This is a genomic window from Halobacillus litoralis (genome assembly GCF_009856415.1).
Lineage (GTDB): Bacteria > Bacillota > Bacilli > Bacillales > Halobacillaceae > Halobacillus > Halobacillus litoralis_C.
This window is the reverse complement of record NZ_WMEZ01000002.1, coordinates 326,977-349,025: the sequence shown is the minus strand read 5'-3', so window position 1 is coordinate 349,025 and position 22,049 is coordinate 326,977. Positions and strand designations below refer to the sequence as shown.

18 protein-coding genes are annotated in these 22,049 nt (G+C 43.6%); 15 read left to right on the top strand and 3 right to left on the bottom strand.

All coding sequences use genetic code 11. From position 1 onward, the window contains the following. Position 1 precedes the first annotated feature (1 nt). Genes GLV98_RS07355 through GLV98_RS07345 form a run of 3 tightly spaced genes read left to right on the top strand, consistent with a single transcriptional unit; the run spans position 2 to position 2,979 of the window. A complete protein-coding gene (locus GLV98_RS07355; RefSeq protein WP_160913602.1) occupies positions 2-289 on the top strand; it encodes a YhdT family protein in 288 nt (95 codons plus the stop codon). Continuing rightward, positions 286-1,758, top strand: a complete 1,473-nt coding sequence (panF, locus tag GLV98_RS07350; RefSeq protein WP_160913600.1) for a sodium/pantothenate symporter — start codon at positions 286-288, stop codon at positions 1,756-1,758. The genes GLV98_RS07355 and panF overlap by 4 nt, the downstream gene beginning before the upstream one ends. Positions 1,759-1,761: 3 nt before the next feature. Beyond that, the gene (locus GLV98_RS07345; RefSeq protein ID WP_160913597.1) at positions 1,762-2,979 is read left to right on the top strand and encodes a M20 family metallopeptidase; all 1,218 of its coding nucleotides are present in this window, start codon (positions 1,762-1,764) and stop codon (positions 2,977-2,979) included. Positions 2,980-3,278: 299 nt separating this feature from the next. Here GLV98_RS07345 and GLV98_RS07340 read toward each other — a convergent pair whose 3' ends face one another. Continuing rightward, positions 3,279-4,283, bottom strand: a complete 1,005-nt coding sequence (locus GLV98_RS07340; protein ID WP_160913595.1) for an EVE domain-containing protein — start codon at positions 4,281-4,283, stop codon at positions 3,279-3,281. A 198-nt stretch (positions 4,284-4,481) separates the two neighbouring features. On the opposite strand from GLV98_RS07340, the gene GLV98_RS07335 reads away from it, so the two are divergent. Beyond that, the gene (locus GLV98_RS07335) at positions 4,482-6,467 is read left to right on the top strand and encodes an S-layer homology domain-containing protein (protein WP_160913593.1); all 1,986 of its coding nucleotides are present in this window, start codon (positions 4,482-4,484) and stop codon (positions 6,465-6,467) included. A 62-nt stretch (positions 6,468-6,529) separates the two neighbouring features. Here GLV98_RS07335 and GLV98_RS07330 read toward each other — a convergent pair whose 3' ends face one another. Continuing rightward, positions 6,530-7,399 carry an immunoglobulin-like domain-containing protein gene (locus GLV98_RS07330; protein WP_160913591.1) on the bottom strand — a complete coding sequence of 290 codons (870 nt, stop codon included), beginning with the start codon at positions 7,397-7,399 and terminating at the stop codon, positions 6,530-6,532. A gap of 125 nt (positions 7,400-7,524) precedes the next feature. Here GLV98_RS07330 and GLV98_RS07325 point away from each other — a divergent pair, with 125 nt between their 5' ends. The 8 genes from GLV98_RS07325 (at position 7,525) to gndA (ending at position 17,104) form a co-directional block, all read left to right on the top strand. Next, positions 7,525-7,947, top strand: coding sequence for a hypothetical protein (locus GLV98_RS07325; protein WP_160913589.1), 423 nt, complete (start codon positions 7,525-7,527; stop codon positions 7,945-7,947). A gap of 171 nt (positions 7,948-8,118) precedes the next feature. After that, positions 8,119-9,720: an ATP-binding protein gene (locus GLV98_RS07320; protein ID WP_160913579.1), complete on the top strand. Its 1,602-nt coding sequence runs from the start codon at positions 8,119-8,121 to the stop codon at positions 9,718-9,720. Beyond that, positions 9,704-10,381, top strand: a complete 678-nt coding sequence (locus tag GLV98_RS07315; RefSeq protein ID WP_202409957.1) for a response regulator — start codon at positions 9,704-9,706, stop codon at positions 10,379-10,381. The genes GLV98_RS07320 and GLV98_RS07315 overlap by 17 nt, the downstream gene beginning before the upstream one ends. Before the next feature lie 264 nt (positions 10,382-10,645). Then, positions 10,646-11,653 carry a tripartite tricarboxylate transporter substrate-binding protein gene (locus GLV98_RS07310; protein ID WP_160913575.1) on the top strand — a complete coding sequence of 336 codons (1,008 nt, stop codon included), beginning with the start codon at positions 10,646-10,648 and terminating at the stop codon, positions 11,651-11,653. 55 nt (positions 11,654-11,708) lie between these two features. After that, positions 11,709-12,167: a tripartite tricarboxylate transporter TctB family protein gene (locus GLV98_RS07305; RefSeq protein ID WP_160913573.1), complete on the top strand. Its 459-nt coding sequence runs from the start codon at positions 11,709-11,711 to the stop codon at positions 12,165-12,167. Positions 12,168-12,183: 16 nt separating this feature from the next. Next, positions 12,184-13,701, top strand: coding sequence for a tripartite tricarboxylate transporter permease (locus tag GLV98_RS07300; protein ID WP_160913571.1), 1,518 nt, complete (start codon positions 12,184-12,186; stop codon positions 13,699-13,701). 504 nt (positions 13,702-14,205) lie between these two features. Further along, entirely contained in the window at positions 14,206-15,651 is a 1,446-nt protein-coding gene (zwf, locus tag GLV98_RS07295; RefSeq protein WP_160914488.1) for a glucose-6-phosphate dehydrogenase, read from the top strand. 40 nt (positions 15,652-15,691) lie between these two features. Then, positions 15,692-17,104: an NADP-dependent phosphogluconate dehydrogenase gene (gndA, locus tag GLV98_RS07290; RefSeq protein WP_160913568.1), complete on the top strand. Its 1,413-nt coding sequence runs from the start codon at positions 15,692-15,694 to the stop codon at positions 17,102-17,104. Between the two features lie 272 nt (positions 17,105-17,376). Here gndA and GLV98_RS07285 read toward each other — a convergent pair whose 3' ends face one another. Continuing rightward, positions 17,377-18,561 carry an ROK family transcriptional regulator gene (locus GLV98_RS07285; protein WP_160913566.1) on the bottom strand — a complete coding sequence of 395 codons (1,185 nt, stop codon included), beginning with the start codon at positions 18,559-18,561 and terminating at the stop codon, positions 17,377-17,379. Between the two features lie 124 nt (positions 18,562-18,685). On the opposite strand from GLV98_RS07285, the gene GLV98_RS07280 reads away from it, so the two are divergent. The 3 genes from GLV98_RS07280 to GLV98_RS07270 are packed head-to-tail and all read left to right on the top strand — an operon-like array spanning position 18,686 to position 22,045. Beyond that, the gene (locus tag GLV98_RS07280) at positions 18,686-19,705 is read left to right on the top strand and encodes a TRAP transporter substrate-binding protein (protein ID WP_337193728.1); all 1,020 of its coding nucleotides are present in this window, start codon (positions 18,686-18,688) and stop codon (positions 19,703-19,705) included. A gap of 54 nt (positions 19,706-19,759) precedes the next feature. After that, a complete protein-coding gene (gene uidA, locus GLV98_RS07275; protein ID WP_160913564.1) occupies positions 19,760-21,556 on the top strand; it encodes a beta-glucuronidase in 1,797 nt (598 codons plus the stop codon). Next, positions 21,557-22,045 carry a TRAP transporter small permease gene (locus tag GLV98_RS07270; RefSeq protein WP_202409956.1) on the top strand — a complete coding sequence of 163 codons (489 nt, stop codon included), beginning with the start codon at positions 21,557-21,559 and terminating at the stop codon, positions 22,043-22,045. It begins immediately after the preceding gene. Positions 22,046-22,049 lie beyond the last annotated feature (4 nt).

Here is a 22,049-nt window from a genome sequence, read left to right as displayed (position 1 = left end):
CTTGGAAAAAGAAAGGAAGAAAAAACAGGATGACCGGTTCAGGATTGCCAACAGGGAAGCCTTGATTGGAGTCGCTCTTGCGGTGTTCAACTTCATCTGGTGGTTTGCTTTCGCTTATGGTCTCGGAGATCGAACACCTGAAGACTATTCATACGTCTTCGGGTTACCTTCCTGGTTCTTTTACAGTTGTGTGCTAGGATTCATCATCATGGCTTTACTCGTCATTTTTGTTGTGAAGGTCTGGTTTGTGGAAGTTCCTTTCGATGAAGAGGAAGGTGAACAAACATGAACACACCAGTCGTCATTTCACTCGCTATTTTTCTTGCTTTGATTTTTGCCATTGGCTTTTGGTCGAGTCGGTCTCTTAAGAATGCAACGGGAGATTCTTTCCTTCAGGAGTACTTCCTCGGAGGCAGGCAGCTCGGGGGATTTATCCTCGCCATGACGATGATTGCTACATATGGAAGTGCGAGCAGTTTCATCGGCGGCCCTGGTGTGGCTTATACTCAAGGCTTCGGCTGGGTACTCCTTTCCATGTCCCAGGTAGCTACCGGTTACTTTGTACTGATGATTCTCGGTAAAAAGTTCGCCATCATGGCCCGTCGATATAAGGCGGTCACGCTCATCGACTATTTGAAAGGCCGCTATCAAAGTAAGTGGGTCGTATTGACAGCTGCTTTCAGTATCATTATCTTCCTTTTTTCTGCCATGGCCGCCCAGTGGGTCGGGGGAGCACGTCTGATTGAATCTCTTACTGGATTGAATTATACGACGGCCTTGTTCATCTTTGCGGTCTCTGTTCTTGTTTATGTCATTATCGGTGGGTTCAAAGCGGTCGCTCTTACCGATACGGTCCAGGGTGTCGTCATGTTCGGAGGAACGCTTATCTTGCTGATTGCGACCATCATGGCAGGAGGCGGAATCGACAACATTATGGCAGACCTTACGGCAGAGAACCCGAACCTCGTCACTCCGTACGGTGCCGATGGTGGGTTAAGTCCGACTTATGTTTCCTCCTTCTGGATTCTTGTCGGTGTCGCTGTCGTCGGTCTGCCACAGGTAACCGTTCGTGCTATGGCTTATAAAAACTCTCGTTCCATGCACCGTGCGCTCATTATCGGAACGATTGTCGTAGGTTTCATCATGTTGAACATGCACTTGATCGGAGTATTCGCACGTCCGATTCTTCCTGGTATTGAAGTGGGAGATAAAGTAATGCCCTTGATTGCCCAGGAAGTGCTGCCGCCATGGCTGGCTGGTATTGTTTTAGCTGCTCCGATGGCAGCCATCATGTCCACAGTGGATTCCTTGCTGCTCCTTGTCAGCTCTGCTGTTGTGAAAGATGTGTATTTAAATTACATTAAGCCGGATGCTTCGCATACACGAGTGAAGCGGATGAGTTTTGGTGTTACAGCCATCCTTGGAATTTTAGTTTTTCTCATGGCCTTAAGCCCGCCGGATTTACTGATTTGGCTGAACCTATTTGCCTTCGGGGGACTTGAAGCGACCTTTATTTGGCCGGTTGTGCTCGGTCTTTATTGGGATGGTGGGAATAAATACGGAGCTTTGGCATCGATGGTTGTCGGGATTGTTTCTTATATCATCGTTGATCAATTTTTTCCGAGTTTATTCGGAATGCATAACGTCGTCGTCCCGATTCTCCTTTCCTTTATCGCCTTTGTCACTATTAGTTTATTGACCAAATCGCTCATTCAAAATCAATCCATTTCTCATGACCAATTAGAGAGGAGCATGTAATTTATGTCTCATACACAAATCGAAACGAGAAGAATTCGTGATCGGAAGCGGGTTATTTCTTTGACTCAAGAACTTGTTCGTATCCCGAGTGTTTACAGACCTGGAGTGGAGGGTGGTAATGAGGAAAAAGCGGCTCTTTATGTTGCCGAATACCTGAAGAAACTAGGCATCGAAGTTCATGTGGAGGAAGTGGAGCCGGGGCGTCCGAATGTCATCGGTGTGATCGACTCTGGAAAGCCAGGACCAACGCTTTTATTTGAAGGACATACGGATGTCGTGACGGAAGGAGACCATGGATCATGGTCATACGATCCTTTTGGTGCGGAGATTGTCGGTGAGCGGATGTACGGGCGGGGGACGAATGATACAAAAGGGAACCTCTCCTGCATGATCACAGCTGTCCAATCTCTTTTGGAAGATCAAGAGGAATGGTCCGGGAAGATTATTTTATGTATTCCTTGTGATGAAGAAGGAATGATGATTGGCATCAAGCACTTCATTAAGCAGGGGTGGGCCGATGCAGTAGATGGCGCCATCATTTGTGAACCTGAAGAGAATCAAGTGTGCATCGCCCAGCGCGGAGCTATGAGAGTGGTTTTGAATGCGTATGGAAAAATGGCCCATGGAGCGATCTCATGGAGTGGCATCAACCCGAACTGGCGGATGGCGAAGATCATCGTTGAATTAGAGAAACTGGAGAAACGGGAGCAGGAGCGGCTTGGGAAACACCCAACCTTAGGATGGCCTAGTATCACACCGACTATTTTACAATCGCCGGCCAAAGGGGATGCCCAGATCAATGTCATCCCGGAACAATGCATGACTACGCTGGATATCCGCACCGTTCCTGGTCAGGACCATGAGGTATTGAAAGAAGAACTGCAGCAAATATTAGATCGGCTAGCGAAGGATGATCCGGATTTCAAAGCGGATTTCACTGTCATTGAGGATCGCCCTTGGACATCAACAGAGAAAGATGAACCTGTGGTAAAAGCCATCTCAGAAGCGGTCCGCACCGTTTTGAAAAAAGAACCGGTGTATAACGGCGTTCCCGGTGCGACAGACGGTACGTTTTTACATGTAGCGGGTGTTCCGATCGTGACGATTGGAGCGGGAGACCGCGAAGTACCGCATCAGATTGATGAGTATGTGGATATCGATGAACTTGCAGAAACGACGGAAATCTATAGACAAGCCGCTTTGAATTTCTTGAACTCATAAAAAGTAGAGCCCTGGATCTATTGTTTCCAGGGCTCTACTTTTATTTAAACAGAATTTAGCTAAAGTCGATGAGTTACCGTCCTATAGTGGAAGAGAGTGGAGGTTCCTCATATTGTAATGGCCTGGTACTTGAATCAGCCGTCCATTGATGCCGTCATTCCAGGAGCTAAGCGAACGAACGGAACAGGTGGTTGACAATTAGTGGACATTGGATAGCTTTCGGATGAGGAAATCACAAAGAATGATTCGATTTTTTCATAAATATAAAAGCCTGCTAATATTAGCAGGCTTTTTTGTATTTACATATGATTTTCTTTTATATGTTTCCAAATCAGATCACTTTTTTCTTTATCGACGGAGAATAACGTCTGGTTGAACATGAAATTTGAATCTGTAATTTCCTTCATTTTTTTGGCTGCCATAGGCTTTTTCAAGATGGTGAAATCTTCTAAGTTCATATTATATTCTTCATTTGCTTTTCCATGATATTCCTCTTTGTTAACTATTCCTGTACCGATTCCCATAGCGACAATTCCTTTGCCACTTTGGTAGAGAAAGACTTTGTCTCCTTTTTGGATGCGTTGGATTTTATTTTTCCAAGGGTGGTAATAAGCGGCTGCTTTTTCTTTGGTAAGCATATCTTGATGGGAAGCGGGGTTTCTTTTGTGATTGGTGTTCAAAATGAAGTTGGACGGTTCATGTTCAATGACATCTTGAAATGGGGAATACGTATTGAATTCAATTAAATGCTCGTTAGCATCTGTCGTATAAACACGGTAGACGATCGCTTCTATATCAAGGCCTGTTTTCTTCCAGTAGTTAATGGCTCTACGTGTTTTGAAATCTGTCCCATCGGTGACGATTAAAAATTGTTGATGTTGATTGAAGTGTTCTTCTTTGATTTCTGATTCTGAATCCAGCTTAAAATATTCCCTATGGTCCTGGATGAGGGACGCTGCATCCGGGTTGAATTTGAAATACATGTTTTCAAGATCTTTGTAACTTTTCTGGCCGTATTTTTGTCCATATTTTAATACTTGTAGTAGATTGTCATCTTTGGACTTCCAGCGTTTCAATTCAAAAATGTATAATTTCCCTGTTTCATCCAGTGCTAATATATCGGGCTCAGGTTGAAAATTTCTTTCCGTAAAAATAGGCATCAAATTTTCCTCGTCTAAAACACGGTCTAAGTTTTTCACCAATAATTCCTCTAAATCTTCTTCTCTCCATCCAACGCTTTTCAAATTCGTTCTTTTCAACATCTGAAGGTTTTCTTTGTCCTGACTATCCAAGTAGTAAAGCATGAACTCTCCCCTTTGGTTTAATAGTTAGGTTTATATTTCCAATTAATTATATCAATAGACCCAATTATCTAGTGTTTTTTCAGTGTTTTGTAAAAGTTTTGTAACATACCTTTAACATTTAGGTAATAATACTCTTTTTATAATTACCACTTTATAGGTTAATAGGGAATGGAAATCATTTAGGGGAGGACTAGCACTATGAAAAGAATAAACGTTTATCGTATGTTTGTGATTCTTGTCATGGCTTTATCTGTGGTTGCTACGATCAATCCAGTAAAAATAAATGCACAAGTGTTCACAGATGTACCAGAAGGAACGGTTTATTATGAACCTATTCATGCTTTGGCTGAAAAACAAATTGTAAGTGGTTATGAAGGTGGAGAATTCAAGATTCGAAATCAAATTACTCGTGCAGAAGCTTCAGTTATGCTTGCAAATTTGTTGAATCTAGATAAAGAGAATGCCCCACCAGCCCCATTTGAAGATGTGCAGCAAGGGGTATGGTATTCCGGTGCCATCAATGCTCTCTATCATTCAAACATTGTCGTTGGTGTAGGTGAAAATAAGTTCGGTACTAAAGACAACATTACGCGGGCGGCTTTGGCACGTATGATTGTCCAGGGATATGGCTTGGAGTTAGAAGATGAAAAAGAGATGCCGTTCACAGATGTGGTAGATGGAGCATGGTATATGGAAGATTTAAAAACTCTATATTCTCACGGCTTGATCTCCGGTACAACGACAACAACATTTTCACCAAATGCCAAAATGCGTCGTGGTGACTTTGCGCTGTTATCCTACAATACAGAAGTGGCTCAAGGAACACTTTTCCTGGAAGTTCAGAACATTGAGGTCCTGAGTGAAAACCAGTTGGCTGTCAATTTTACGGACAATGAGACAGTTACAATCGACCTTGATGAAGAGCTGGTCGACGGGGAGAACAATGTTTCTTTTGAATATAAAGGGAAGGTCTTTGAAGATATCCTTGTTCAATATGAAGTTCCAGATACAGAACCACCTGTCATCACTATCGATGGTTTCAAAGAGTACTTCATTCAAAAAGGGTTAAGTTTTAACCAGCCCATTGTTTCAGCGACGGATGATGTCGATGGGGAAGTGACTGTCGATATGCAGATTACAAGAGATGGTGAACCTGTAGGTCAAGTAGACACTGACATGGTTGGAAAATACACATTGACTTATACTGCTGAAGACCAGGCAGGGAACAAAGCGGAAAAAGCCGAGGTTTCTGTAGAAATTGCAGAGAGTGTTTTGGATGTAGAAGTGGTTGATGAAGAGACTCTAAGCCTTACATTGCCTGGTGGAAATACAAAAGAGATGAACCTTGAAGAAGTTTTGACACATGGAGAGAATGTCCTGAGTTACACAACTGAACGTGAATCTTATCAATTCACAGTAGTTTATGATGCGCTGACTCCAACTATTGAAGCAGCAGAAAAAGCGATTAATGAATTGCCAGATCCAGTTGCTCAAGAGGATGCTGCTCTAGTAGAAGAAGCTCGTTCACTTGTGAATCAAGCATTAGCCATTGATGAATCGGCCGCGATTCAAGGCTTGAATAAACTTAAAGCTGCGGAATATCTCCTTTCCTATTATCGAAATGGGAGTGTATCCGTGAATCATACTTCTTATAGTATGAAAAAAGGGAAAGAAATTCAGCTTGAAGCTTCCTTAAGTCATGAAGTCCCATACGATGATTATACATGGAGTTCGAGTGACTCTTCAGTAGCCACGGTTACTGATGGAGGACTTGTTACCGCTGTAGGAGAAGGCTCTGCGACGATTACCGTAGAAACTCAAGATGGGAAAAAAGCGACTAGCCGCGTCAGCGTTTGGATTAAACCTTCGCTTCAATTTAACAGCTACGGTTCTGTTACTGTAAATAACGTAATCCAAAGGGTTTCTACTTCTTTTTATAACCTCACCCGTACAGATGTGACGGTAGAGAAAATAGAAATCTTTGAAGATAATTCCCGTCGCAGTTCTTATACGGAAGCGGAACTTAAGAATAGTGGAATCGATCCTGTCATTAGTTATGGGGAACAATTCGGAATCAGCATTTCCTTTAAGTACGGTGGACTATGGACGACTAGTGATAACAAAGTCGTTTACCAGATTAATGACGGTGAAGAGACATTTGAATACGTTTCAACGATTAGATAAATAAAACGGCTGTCCTCCGGGGCAGCCGTTTTATTTAAGTTTGGAAGCATGAACTTCATCATCTACTCCACGATAAAGGTAGCCGCCAATTCTTCTTCCACTTCTGTATCAGAAACACCCAGACGCTTAATAATTCGGTGTTTTCCTTTTTCAAGATCATAGGATTCTAGTTTGACAGTATGGATGGTTGATTCCTTTGGAAGCAGAATATATTCCATAGCTACGACTGCTTCTGGTCCTTCGACAGTCTTCCAAGCCTTATTCCCATAAGATTGAATGATGAACCTGGCCCCATAACTTAACCTGGAAGGACCGAAATTGGTGATTCTGAAATCCATCGTGTCGGTGGGAGAGTAGGAAGTCTTGTCGGTAGAAACTTCTGCATTCACTTCAGGCTCCGGTGGTACATAGACAATACCGACATAAGTATCGATGACCTTTCCATTCCCGTTGATCATCTCGGCACTAAGGGAATAAAGTTGGTCTCTTTTATCCGGAAGGGTGGCGACGAGTCCTTTTTCGCCTTCTTCATATGTCACTTCATTTATCTTATCTATTTCCTCTAATTCTTTCGTCCGTTCAATTAGTTCTACTTTGACTGTATGACCTTCTGGGATCCCTTCAATGTATGTCCCTTGTTCTTCTCCAGGTTGGTTGATTTGGAAATCAGCAATAGAGGCGATCATATTGCTGCTGTTAAACCCTTCCCCTGTTTTAGGACCATATCCTGTTTTTTCTAGGATTTCTTCTTCTGTGTAAGGAAAGCGTTCCGTGAACATATACTCACTGGAATCAGGTTTTCCCATTTTACTGGGGATCGTATCACTATATGGATTGCCCGAGGTTTCTTTAGTTGTCATACTTTCATAGATCCATAACCCAAATATGGCAATGGTGCAAATGGTTATGATGCTTAGCAGGGTTTTTAGCACAGAGACACCCCCTTTGCTTTAATTGTATCACATGGAATATATTACTAGGTTTGGAGTTTGTTTGGGGATCTTATGTTAAAATAAATTTAAATGTAAGGCATCGTTAATTAAGAATGGAGGCTTATATGAAGAAATACTTGGAAGGAATAGGGATGGCCGCATTTTTTTACGTTCTTGTTCTGATGTTCGGGTACTTCATGGACTCAAGGTTCTTGGGCGGGACGGAGGTATCAAGTGTTTTTATTGGTGCACTCACGGTGATTTTTCCCTATGTCCTGTTAGGAGTGTTTTCAAGTGTCATTCTTGGAGAAAAAAGTTCGTTGAAAAGTGTGATTCGTCTAGGTCTCTTTGTCATCGTAATGGAAAGGTTGGCTGTGTATCTTATCGGATTTACTTATGTCCTGCGTGATGTTGGACCGAGAGAGCCTGTTTGGTCGATTGGATTGCCTTATTACACACCTTTTTATATATTCATTGGTGGAATGATCAGTCTATTATTATACATCATGGTGGCGAGCCTTCCATTAAGGAGTGAGCGGACCGTTTAATAAATACGGGAGCGGATAAAGAAACGTCTGGGCGTTTCTTTATCCTTTTTTTATGAGGAAATATGAGAATGGGAGTTTTCAGAAGATGAAAAATTCAGAATTTAGCAATCTCTAGAATCTTCTCCTATGTTACGATAGATTGAGATAACGTTTTCATAGGTGGAGATGTCAATGAAAGTTTCCCTGCGCACGAAGATTATGGTGTTGATCCTATCGTTACTTATGTTGGTAATCGGGCTATTAGCCGGAGTTTTTGCGTATATGGAAAAAAGAGACGTTGAAGAGCATATGGGACAGCTCGCCCTCCAAGTCGCAAGTACGGTTTCTTTTATGCCTTCGATCAAAGAAGCGTTCGAGACAGAGAACCCATCTGAAATCATTCAGCCGATCGCTCTAAGTGTGCAGGAGGAGTCGGGTGCTGAGTTCGTAGTTATAGGGAATAAGGACAGCATCCGCTATGCCCATCCTGATGAATGGAAAATAGGGAAGCGGATGGTTGGTGGAGACAACGAACGTGCACTTAGCAATGGAGAATATTACATATCGAAAGCAGAAGGTACGCTTGGTCCCTCCTTGAGAGGCAAAGCGCCGATTATTGGTGAGAACGGGGATATTATCGGTATCGTCTCGGTCGGATTCTTGCTGGAGGATGTTCGGTCGATTGTGTGGAATAAGCTTGAGAACGTCTTTGGTGTCGCAGTCCTTGTATTAGTGGTCGGGGCTGTCGGAAGCCTTTTACTGGCGCGGAGTATAAGAAAAGATACGCTTGGTCTTGAACCTTATGAAATCACGTCCTTTTATCAAACGCGTGAAGCCATTCTTTCTTCTATAAAAGAAGGGATCATATCCATTGATGCAGCGGGCCGGGTGACGATGATCAATCAGTCGGCGATCGATCTCTTAAACTTGTCGGAGGGAGCCGAGGGGCATTTAATTTCTGAAGTCTTTCCCAATACGCAAATGTTGAAGGTGCTCGAAACAGGTGATGCGACCAGGGACGAGGAGATGATTTTGATGGATAAGGTCGTCATCGTCAATCGAACTCCGATTATGCATGAAGGACAGGTGGCCGGAGTCGTTTCCAGTTTTCGTGATAAGACAGAAGTCAGGAACATGGTCCAGACGTTGTCGGAAGTGAAGAGGCACTCGGAAAGTCTTCGCTCCCAGACGCATGAGCATGCCAACAAGATGTATGTGCTTCTTGGGCTTTTGCAGTTAGGGAAACAGGAAGAGGCGATGGGGATGATCGAAGAAGATTTCCATATGTCGCAAAAGCATCAAGCTTTGATCTTTGACAGGATCCAGGATGAAACGGTACAGGCGATTCTGACCGGGAAAATGAGTATGGCCTCTGAACAGCGATTGGACTTCACGATTCAGGAAGATTCGGAGTTGCGGCACGTACCCTCACATATCACAAGAACGGAGTTAGTCACTATGTTAGGCAACTTGATTGATAATGCTTTTGAAGCGGTGAGTCGACAGAAGGAGAAGAGAGTCGAGTTTTTTGTGACGGATGTAGGGCATGATATCGTTTTTGAAGTGTCAGATAACGGGCCTGGCATTCCCGAAGACGTGTACAGTTCGCTGTTTGTTCGAGGTTTCTCTACGAAAGAAGGAGATTATCGGGGGTATGGTCTTCATAATGTGAGGGAGATTGTTGAGCAGCTTTCAGGAACGATGGAAGTGGATCATAGTGACGAAGGCGGTGCTGTGTTTTCCATCTTTTTACCAAAACAGACAGGAGGTGGACCTGATGAAGGTGATGATTAGTGAAGATGATTTCAGGGTGGCTGAACTGCATGCGCAATTCTTGCGAGTGGTTGATGGTGTGGAAGTTGTCGGTAAGGCTTTGAATGGTGAAGAGACTTTAGAGATGCTTGAGGAACAACAGCCAGATCTGCTTTTGTTGGATGTGTATATGCCTGACCAGCTCGGCGTCGACCTTCTGCATGATATTCGTTCCATTGCACCCAAGACGGATGTGATCATGATTACGGCCGCGCAGGAAAAAGAAGTCGTGGAAAAAGCGCTGAAATATGGCGTGTTTGATTATATTATCAAGCCGATTACGATGGAGCGTTTTCAGGAGACGATTGAAAGCTATCAGGAACGGAAAAAACGCATGGCTCAAATTGAGACATTCGATCAGGAAGCTGTCGATCAGTTGATAAAGTCTTCAAATGAAGCGGCTGCGACCACTACTATATCTGTTCCTAAAGGCATCGATCCGTTGACGCTTGAGAAAGTGGAGAGGATGCTTTCAGATGCGGGGGATAAAGGATTGACTGCCGAACAGGCAAGCGGTAAGATGGGAGCTTCAAAAACCACAGCTCGCAGATACCTGGAATATTTGATCAGTATAGGGAAAGGCAGAGCGGAGATGAACTACGGCAAAGTCGGTCGGCCTCAGAGAAAATATTATAAAGGGTAGAGCACGGAGAAGACTCGTCGAAATGACGAGTCTTTTTTAGCTGGAACGGAGGAAAGGGAAGATGGAAAAAGGCAGAAACTGTAAGACCTGGTCATCCAAGAATTGGGTGACCAGGTCTTACAGTTTTATCCATATTACTCTCGTGAATTTTATTTGGTTAATTAATTTTATGCTTTTAATTTCGATTATTTTGAAAACGGTTACAAGTGACTTTCTATCTTATAAACTATCATCAAATAGCAAGAAGAGAGGGGATTCATACTTATGAAAAAGCATTTATGGATGATGGGTAGTTTATTGATTGTTTTATTCTTAGCTGCTTGTGGCGGCGACTCTTCGGAAACGAGTGGAGATGGAGGCGATGGTGAATGGACGCCAAGCAAGAATATTGAAATCGTCGCTCCTGCTGGGGCAGGCGGTGGTTGGGATACGACCGCACGCTCTGTCGGGAAAATCCTTGAGGAAGAAGGAATCACCGAGCAGAACGTCGGTGTCGTAAACAAAGAAGGTGGTGGAGGAGCTGTTGGTTGGTCTTACATCAACAGTACGAACAACCCACACAACATCTTCGTTTCTTCACCTCCAATGATCTTCGTTCCATTGAACGGACAGTCGGATTTGTCTCATGAAGATTTCACACCACTTTCCAACATGATTGCGGACTATGCAGCCTTCGCTGTCGCAGATGACGCAAAATGGCAGGATTTGAATGAACTATTTGAAGATATGAAAAACGATCCTTCCAGCGTAACGGTCGTAGGAACATCTTCTCCTGGTTCTATGGACCACATGCAATTCGTTACCATCGCTAAAAAAGCTGGTGTCGATATTCAAAAAATCAAGTACGTTTCTGCCCAAGATGGCGGAGGGATGACACAGATTCTGAACGGTAGTGCAGACGTTTATTCAACTGGAATTGCTGAAACGGTCGAACAAGTGAAGGCAGGAAAAGTTCGTGTACTAGGAATTACAGCAGAAGAACGTCTGGAAGGAGAAGTTATTGAAGACTTCCCGACTGCAAAAGAGCAGGGCATCGATGCAACATTTGTAAACTGGAGAGGCTTTTTCGGACCTGGAGATATGACGGAAGGACAAGTCGCTTACTATGAAGAAAAACTGAAAGAAGTCAGTGAGTCAGAAGCCTTTGCGGAAATCCGTGACAACTATGGTTGGGACGAGATGTACATGGATAGTGAAGAATACAGCCAGTTCCTTGATGAACAAAGAGAGGAACTTGGAAGCTTAATGGAAGAGCTTGGCTTGAATCAATAATAGATAGAAAGGGTCTGTACGCAGGCCCTTTTCTATTAGATGGAAGGTGATGTTCTTGCTGAAAACGTTGAACCAGAAAGTGAGTATCTTCCTGATTTTGTTCGCTGCTGGTTATCTTTATTTGAGTTATAACTTAAAGGAATACCCTTATGTGCCGGTCGATTCGGATTTTGTACCAAAGATCCTGGGCTATTTATTGATTATTTTGGCAATCTTTTTATTCTTTGATAAATCTTCAGAAACAGAAGAGGAAAAAGATAAACGTCAGGTACCGAAAAAAGAAATGCTCGTTTTACTTGCAGTGGGTGGCATGATTTTTCTTTATATCTTCTTACTTGAAATTATCGGTTTCGTTTTGAGTTCCATGCTATTCATTTTTGCCTGTTCCTGGTTCCTTGGGTACAGGAAGCTTGTCACGACCATCCTCGTAGCGGTTCTCTTTCCACTAATTATGTACCTTTCGTTCAATTATTTACTACAAATCCGACTACCACAAGGAGTACTACCATTTTAAGAGGAGGTAAGTCACCATGGGTGCAATGGATGGATTAATGCAAGGAATTCAGGTCGCATTCAGCTGGCAGGGGATTTTGTTCGTTTTGATCGGCGTCGTCGCTGGAACACTAATCGGGATGATGCCGGGGCTTGGTCCGATCAGTGCAATTGCGATCATGATTCCGATCACATATGGAATGGACCCCTCTGTCGCCTTAGTGATGATGGCGGGTGTCTATTACGGAGCCGTATTCGGTGGATCGACATCCTCAATTCTCTTGAACGCACCAGGGATATCCGGAACCGTCGCCACATCATTCGACGGCTATCCGATGGCGCAGCGGGGAGAAGCAGGAAAAGCCTTGGCGATTGCTGCGATTTCCTCTTTCGTCGGAGGGACGGTTTCCGTCGTTCTTTTGATGTTATTCGCTCCTGCTCTATCAGCAGTCGCCGTTTCATTCGGTCCGCCTCAGTATTTTGCCCTTATGTTCTTAGGTCTGACGGCCATTGCAAGTTTATCGGATGGATCCACCATCAAAGCTTTGATTACAGCTACTGTCGGCTTTATGGTTGCGACCATCGGAATTGACGGTCAGACGGGAACGAGCCGTTTTACGTTTGGAAATCCGAACTTATTGGAAGGAATCGATTTCCTCGTCATCGCTCTCGGACTATTTGCTCTCGCTGAAATTTGTTTTCTTGTGAAAAAGCGGAAAGATCAATCGCTGCAAAATCAGGGCGACATCGGAAGTTTGAAGCTCAGCAAAGCTGATTTTAAAGAAATGCGCGGACCGATGAGCAGGCAGTCGTTCCTCGGTTTCATTCTTGGTGTTTTGCCAGGTGCAGGCGCGACAATCGCTTCATTTATCGGTTATATTTCAGAAAAGAAAATCGCTAAAAATCCGAAAGAGTTCGGAAAGGGATCGATCAAAGGGTTATCTGCACCGGAAACGGCCAACAATGCAGCGACCAGTGGTGCCTTTGTTCCTTTACTGAGCCTTGGTATACCAGGGTCTGGAACAACAGCTGTCATGTTAGGCGCATTCCTCGTCCTTGGTATTCAGCCGGGTCCACTCCTGATGGCCGATCGTCCGGAAGTTTTCTGGGGCATCATTGCTAGTATGTATATCGGAAATATCTTTTTATTGATTCTAAACTTACCACTCATTCCATACATCGCAAAAATATTGAAAATCGCACGTCCTATGCTGATCTCTTTAGTTGCGATTTTCAGCTTGATTGGTGTTTATGCCATCAGCTTCAGTACCTTTGATTTGTATCTATTGCTAATCTTCGGTTTCGTTGGTTATTTGATGAGACTGTTCAGTTTCCCAGCAGCTCCCTTCATCTTAGCTTTCATTCTCGGAGGCATGATGGAGCAGTCACTAAGACAGTCGCTTACGGCCGCAGGTGGAGACATGATGATCCTCATCTCTGATCCTGTATCCATCGGACTTTACATCGTAAGTATCTTATCTTTCATTGTTCCAATCATTCGTAATCGGAAAAGTGCACAAGCCGATCAGGCAGATAAAGAGTCGAACGCATCCTAAGAGGAGGCGTTCGACTTTTTTTATCGTTCGAATCATAAAAAAATCGCTTCATAAAAACCGGGAATCAAACGATACAAAGACGAGAAATAATACTCATGTAAAGGCCGAATCCTTCTAATAATCAAATGAAATATGAAAATTTTTTTCAATCTATTGCAAATAAGAGTGAAAACGCTCACACTAGAAGTATAGCCGACATACAAAGCGTCACGTTTCTCACATCGCTGAAATTAAGTCTGATGCGGACTGTACGCCTCCTGTTGCCTCTTTAAAAACAGCCGAACTTTCAGTAAAATAATTTTCATGGCAAACTACACATTTTAGACACATTTCATAAATGTTATGAAGAAGGCAAACAATAAAACAGTGTTCATCTTTCAAGTTTGTTCACTTACATATTTGGTGCTCATGCTATATACTGAAAAAAGCTGAAAAGTACAGGAGGTAACACGAATTATGGATCTACACAACACGAAAAGTCATGGAATCGATACCGCAGAAGTGATGGACGACATGACCTTTGTTTTATTCGGAGCAAGCGGTGATTTGGCGAAACGTAAAATCTATCCAGCTCTCTATAACTTATATATCGAGGGAAAAATGCCAAATTCCCTTTCCGTCGTAGGCCTTGGACGTAGACCTTATACACAGGAAGATTTCCACAACATCATTAAAGAATCACTGGAATCTTTCTCAAGAAGAGATGTAGACGAATCGAATTTGGACGAGTTCCTTGCTTCTTTCCGCTATTTCATTTTCGATGCGATGAAGAATGAATCGTATCAAGGTTTGAAAGCCTTTATTGAAGAAAGGGAAAGCGAGCTTTCGATTCCAGAAAACCGTCTGTTCTACCTTTCGGTTGCACCGAAGTTGATTGAACCGATCGCGGCCTCTCTTCATGAAAATGGAATCACGGACACGAGCGGGTGGAAGCGTCTGATCGTTGAAAAACCTTTCGGAAGTGATTTACACTCGGCGCGTCATTTAAATGCTGAACTGACAAAAGTGTTCCAGGAAGAAGAGATTTTCCGTATCGATCACTATCTTGGAAAACCGATGGTGCAGAATCTTGAATCGTTGATCCGTCCGAACCCGATTTTGAAGGCACTCTGGAGTCATGAGCAGATTGCGAATGTCCAAATTACAGCAAGCGAGACCGTCGGTGTTGGAACGAGAGCGGGGTACTATGATAAAGCTGGAGCGATTCGTGATATGGTGCAGAACCACTTGCTACAGTTAGTGATGATGACCGCGCTTCACCATCCGGCAAAACTGACGCCGAAACAGATTGAAGAAAAGAAAAAAGCGATCATGGAATCGTTACGCCCTGTAGAAGAAGAGGAAATTTCCAAACATGTCGTGCGTGGACAGTATGAAGCGGGTGAAATGAACGCTGAACCAATCCCAGGTTACCTGGAAGAAGACGGTGTTGAGGAAAACTCCAACAACGATACGTACTTCGCTGCTCGTTTGTATATCGACAACGACTACTGGAAAGGCATTCCTTTTTACATCCGTACAGGGAAGCGTCTTGAGAAAAAATCAACGCGCATTATCATTGAGTTCAAGAACGAAGTTGACGCGGATGAAGATGCGGCAGGTGCGGTATCCAATTTGTTGATGATTGAAATCAATCCGAACGAGAGTGTCGGACTGCGCATCAACTTGAAGGATGATTCGAATGAAAAATTCGAACCCGCCTATATCAACTTTTCTAAAAATCTGGATGCCCAGCCGGAGGCTTATGAAAATCTGTTGAATGATGCCATGTTGGGTCATTCTACTTATTTCGCTCACTGGAGTGAAGTGGAGCTTTCCTGGAAGTGGGTCCAGCCGATCTTAGAAGCTTTTGAAAATGACGCTCTCCCTCTTCACGGTTATCAAGCAGGATCTGAAGGACCGGAAGCGGCTGAGAAGCTCTTGAACGAAGACGGCTATACATGGTGGTAAAAAACTTTTACAGATAGAATGGAAAGGATTTGATCGGAACATGGATAAGCAGAATATTGGAGTCATCGGTTTAGGAGTGATGGGGGCGAATCTTGCCCTGAACATTCAGGATAATGGTTACACAGTATCTGTCTATGATTACTGGACAGACCGAGTGGACGAACTGGTCGGAAATGATGAAAACACAGGTAACATTTTTGGAGCGTACAGCGCTGAAGAATTCGTTGGTTCTCTTGAGAAACCACGCAAAATCTTGATGATGGTCAAAGCGGGCGAAACGACTGATAAAGTCATCGAAAGCCTTGTCCCTCATTTGGAAGAAGGCGACATGCTGATCGACGGCGGAAACACGTACTATGAAGATACAGAACGCCGTGCCTCTTACTTAGAAGAAAAAGGCGTCCATTTCATCGGAACAGGATTCTCCGGCGGGGAAGAAGGTGCTCGTAAGGGACCTTCCATCATGCCAGGTGGACCGGGTGAAGCTTACGCAGAAGTTAAACCGATCTTCGACGCGATCGCAGCGAACGTTGAAGGTACACCATGTGCGGCCTACATGGGACGCGGCGGTGCCGGTCACTATGTGAAAATGGTTCACAACGGTATCGAATACGGCGACATGCAGTTGATCTGTGAAGCGTACTTCATCATGAAAAATGTCCTTGGCCTCTCTGCTCAAGAACTTCATGAAGTCTTCAAAGAATGGAACGAAGGTGAACTCGACAGCTACTTGATCGAGATTACGGCAGACATTTTCACAAAAGTGGACGAAGAAACAGGCAAGCCGCTTGTTGAAGTAATCCTTGATACAGCCGGTCAAAAAGGAACAGGAAAATGGACAAGTAAGAGTGCCCTGGACCTTGGTGTTCCACTTCCAATCATCACAGAATCTGTGTTCTCTCGCTTCATCTCTGCGATGAAGGAAGAGCGCGAGAAAGCGAGCCAATACTTGACTGGTCCAGAAGTTACTTTTGACGGAAACAAAGAAGAAGTCATCGAGTCTCTACGCAAAGCGTTGTATATGAGTAAAATCTGCTCCTACGCGCAAGGTTTTGCACAGATGCGTGCACAGTCTGAAGAAAAAGGCTGGGACCTTCAGTACGGCGACATTGCCATGAACTTCCGCGGCGGCTGCATCATCCGTGCCCAGTTCCTGCAGAAGATCAAAGACGCGTACGACAAAGACGAGAACCTGACGAACCTGCTTCTCGATCCTTATTTCCAGGATATCGCTGTTTCTTATCAAAAAGAGCTTCGTAAAACACTCGCTCTTGCGATTCAAAACGGTGTACCGGTACCTGCCTTCTCAAGCGCACTTGCTTATTACGACAGCTACCGTACAGCCAAGCTTCCAGCGAACCTGCTACAAGCACAACGTGACTACTTTGGTGCGCACACGTATCAGCGTGTGGATAAAGAAGGTACGTTCCATACGGATTGGATTAACGGTTAATAGCAATGAAGAGCGCGAGCCTATAAAACGGCTTGCGCTTTTTTGATTTCAGCTGGAAGTAAGAAAGTGAGGAACGCGCGCGAGAAGGTAAGGAACGCACGCGAGAAGGTGTGAAACGCGCGCAGGAAGAGTGGGGCGCGCATAAGAATTTTAAATGGCACGCAGAATATACTGAATCCTGCCCAAGTAACCCAACTTCTCGACCTTCACATCTATATGTCAAAATAAAAATAAAAACCAGAACATACGCTACTTGCATGTTCTGGTTTTGCTCAACTAATAGAAGCTTTTCCCACCTCGTTAAAATAAGGATAGTGACTGAGGTTTAAAGAATTGATTCCGTAATATTCTTTTAATGAAATCGCTACGCCGCCTAGTGAGCAGGCTTCTTTTCCTAAAGAAGAGGTCACAATTTCCTGGTAGTTGTTCATTCTCGAGTTCAGACGCTTTTTCAAAGAGGTAAGCAAGTGTCTGTTCTGGTGCATGAATTCACTGTTAATGATGATGATTTCCGGATTGAATATGTTGATGATATTGTTCAACCCGACAGCCATGTAATCAAGGTATTCTTCAATGATGGTGGTATCTTTAATCTCCGTCAGGTCAAATTCCTCGCTTGATTGCTTGATGTAGCCTTTCGCTTTCAGGGTTTTCTTTAATGCATGTTCTGAGGCGTAAAGTTCCCAACAGCCCTTGTTCCCACAACTGCACTGTAGGCCATTTCTTTCGACGATCATATGACCAATCTCTCCTGCGAAGCCCTGACTTCCTTTATATATATCATTTCCTTCTAATATTCCAAGTCCGATGCCAGAGTACATAGTAATGCTAAAAAGGTCTTCCATCGGATAGTGATACACTTGTTCAGCATAGACGGTCAGATTCGCGTTGTTGTCGATGTGAATAGGGACATCGAAATGCTTCTCAAATGCTTCCTTCATGTTGATGTTGTTCCACTGGAGCTTTGGTGTGAAAACAATGTTGTGATCGTTATTAACGATGCCGTGTATGCCTATTCCGATTCCTGTTAACCCTTTAGGCGACTCGGACACACGGTGCTCTTTAAGAACATCATGGACTTTTTCAACAACATTGGAGATATTTTTACATACATCCTCATCATCGGTTTGGACCTGGTAATTGGCAAGTGGCTTACCAAGGAGGTTGGCGATTTGAATTTGAGTCTGGGGCATATCAAAGTCGATTCCGATTGTGTACCCTGCCGCTTCATTGATTTGAAGAAGGATCGGTTTTCTTCCACCATAAGAAACCTCGGAAGGGCGTTCGATAATCAATTGCTCTTCCATCATGTGATTAATCTGCGAGGAAACTGTGGAACGGTTCAATCCGGTTAATCTGGAAAGTTCAATTCTTGATATGGATTGATGCTCAATAATTTTTTCAATTAAAATACGTTTGTTTAACGCTTTGATGTAAGTGGCATCTCCTGTGCTCATTTGAAACCCCTTTCAAAAAACTCTTGAAATTTATTTTGGTTACCTTTATTATATGATTAACAGTTTGTTGTGTAAACAAACAAAGTTTTGAAAACGCTTAAAATATTTGAGGGGAGAGGTACATGTGCAAAAGTCAGGTTTATGGTTGTTGTTGTTGATTAGTTCATTGCTTATGCTTGCTGGTTGTGGGAGTTCTGATTCAGAAGCTTCAGGTGACGGGGGTTCGGGTGGAGATAGTCAGGAACTTCGTCTTGCTCACAACTTGAGTGAAGATCACCCTGTTCACAAAGCTCTTGAAAAATTCGCTTCAGGTGTAGATGAAAAGACGGATGGTGAAGTGACCGTTAAGATTTTTGCCAATGGTGTACTAGGAAGTGAGAAAGAAGTTCTTGAACAGCTTCAAAGTGGTGCGATTGATATGACGAAAGTTAGTGCTGGAGCACTTGAGAGCTTTTCTAATGAGTATTCTGTTTTCTCTTTACCTTATATTTTTGAAAGTAAAGATCACTATCGAAAAGTAATGGAATCAGACGTTGTGAAGGAAATCTATCAATCTACTGAAGATAAAGGGTTTGTCGGCCTTACTTACTTTGATTCAGGTGCACGTAGCTTCTATACGAAGGATACGCCGATTCAAACACCTGCAGATCTAAATGGCTTGAAGATCCGTGTCATGGACAGTCCGACAGCAATTCAAATGGTAGAGCTATTGGGCGGAACACCGACGCCAATGCCATACGGGGAAATTTACACAGCGCTTCAACAGGGAGTGGTTGATGGAGCGGAAAGTAACCCGACTGCATTAACGACAGGTAAACATGGCGAAGTAGCAAAAGCGTTCTCTCGAAACGAACATACGATGATTCCGGATATCGCGATAATCAGTAAGCAAACATGGGACAGCCTTTCGGATGAACAAAAAACAGCATTCGAAGAAGCAGCTGCAGAAGCTACAGAATATCATACAGAAATCTGGAATAAAGCGATAGAAGATGCTGTAGCAGAGGCAAAAGAAATGGGTGTCGAATTCAATGATGTAGATAAAGAACCATTCATCGAAGCGGTTCAACCGATGCACGAAGAGTTCAAGGAAGACGATAGAATTGCAGAAATCATGGAACAAATCAAGAGTTTGACTGAATAAAACATAAAGGTGCTCATCAAAGTGGGCACCTTCATTTATAAGGGGGCGGAAACCTTGTTATATCCAAGAATGACAGAAAAAAGACAAAAGAAACCATTGGATGGTGTTTGGATGTTCCAGTTGGATCCAAACGGAAAAGGGGCCGAAGAAGGGTGGCCAGCTCAGGGGATTCCGTCCCCGATACATATGCCAGTACCTTCAAGTTTTAACGATATTACGACTTCAGAGGAAATCAGAGATTTCCTGGGAGATGTGTGGTATGAAACGTTTACCTATGTGCCCTCGGAATGGATGACAGAAAGAATCATGCTAAGATTCGGAGCGGTCGCCCATCATGCAAAAGTGTGGGTGAATGGTCACTTAGTTGTAGAAAGTCATAACGGTTTTCTCCCTTTTGAGGCTGATGTGACTCCTTTTGTAAATGAAGAAAAGATGAACCGCATTGTTGTGAAGGTGAACAATGAATTGTCTTGGGACATGCTTCCTCCAGGGGAGGTCATGGAAGAAGTGATAGAAGACGGTGAAGTCAAAAAGACTTTGCACCAGCAGCACGATTTTTTCAATTACGCAGGTATTCACAGGTCTGTATTTCTTTATACGACACCACAAACGTTTATTCATTCGCTTAAAGTTGGTACCGATTTCAATGGAAAGTCAGGAAGGGTAGCGGTGGAATCTGGTAGTCATCCATCTGCTTTTGTCCATTATTCTCTTAAAAATCATCAGGGAGAGGTCATAGCTGAAGGAAAAGGAACGAAAACAGATTTACAAGTCCCCGAAGCAGAAGCTTGGAGCCCTGAACATCCTTATCTATACAAGTTGGATGTCTACCTAAAGGATGAGGAAGGGGCAACGCTCGATCATTATTACTTGAACGTCGGAATCAGGAAAATTGAAGTGAAGAACCAACAGTTGTGGCTGAATGGTTCCCCCATTTATTTAAAAGGGTTTGGAAAGCATGAGGATGCTGTTCTCAGAGGAAAAGGCTATGATCCTGTCACCAATTTGAGAGACATGTACTTAATGAAGGAAACAGGAGCCAATTCGTTCCGTACAGCTCATTATCCTTATGCGGAAGAGGTTTTACAATCGGCAGATGAACTTGGATTTTTAGTCATCGATGAAACGTCTGCCGTTGGTCTGTTGAGTCAAGGGGTTCCAGCGACAGGGAATTTGGAGCCTGTCTTCAGCAATGGGAAGATTTCCAGCCGCTTGAAGGAATATCATTTGGACACGCTTCAAAGGTTGATTGAACGGGACCGTAACCATCCGTCTGTCATTATGTGGTCCCTCTCGAATGAAGCTTCGACGATGGAACCGGAAGCGGAATTCTATTACAAGACTCTGGTGGAGGTTGTGAGAAAGCTTGATGACAGGCCGATCATGAATGTGAACCTGATGCTGATCGAACCGGAAAAATGTGTCGTATCCAAACTCGTGGATATCATCGGTTTGAATGTTTATTTTGGCTGGTATTCGACACCGGGAGACCTGAAGGCAGGCACAGCCGACCTAAGAAACTATCTCGACAGATGGGCGAAGACGCACGACCAGCCGATTGTCATTACGGAATATGGGGTCGATACGGTGCCAGGACTTCATAAGGTCCCCTCCGTCATGTTTTCAGAGGAATTTCAAGTGCAGTTTTTAGAGAGGTACCACGATGTTTTTGATGAATTTGCAGAAGTGATTGGTGAACAAGTGTGGAACTTCGCTGATTTTATGACGAAGCAGGATACGGTACGGGTGGACGGAAATAAAAAAGGAGTCTTCACCCGTGACCGGCAGCCGAAGATGGCTCAATACACATTACAAAAGAGATGGAAGAGCCCGTTGAGGGAGGGAAAATAAATGGTTACAAAGATAAAAAAGGCGTTAGACAGAACGATCATGTCTATCACTACCGTATTTACAACCGTTCTTGTCGCCGGAGCGATCTGGCAGGTGGTCAGCCGTTACTTCTTTAATGCGCCAAGTACAGTGACTGGTGAACTACTAAGGTTTTTGCTTGTATGGACAGCTATTTTGGGAGCGACCTATGCGTTCGGTTCCAATCAGCATCTGGCTATCACTTTCTTAAAAAACAAGTTTAAAGGAAAGAGTCGTCTTGGAGTAAGGATTGTGAATGACGTGTTCATCTTCGCATTTGCCATTTTAATCATGATCAAAGGCGGAATGGAAGTTGTCAGTATTACGATGACACAAACAACACCAATTCTGAATATCCCCATGGGCGTAGTTTATTCGATCCTGCCGATTTGTGGGGTACTCGTCGTCATTTATAAGTTATTGCTTGTAAAAGAGTATCAAGAAGAACTTAGTACAGGAAAGGAGGGATAACGAA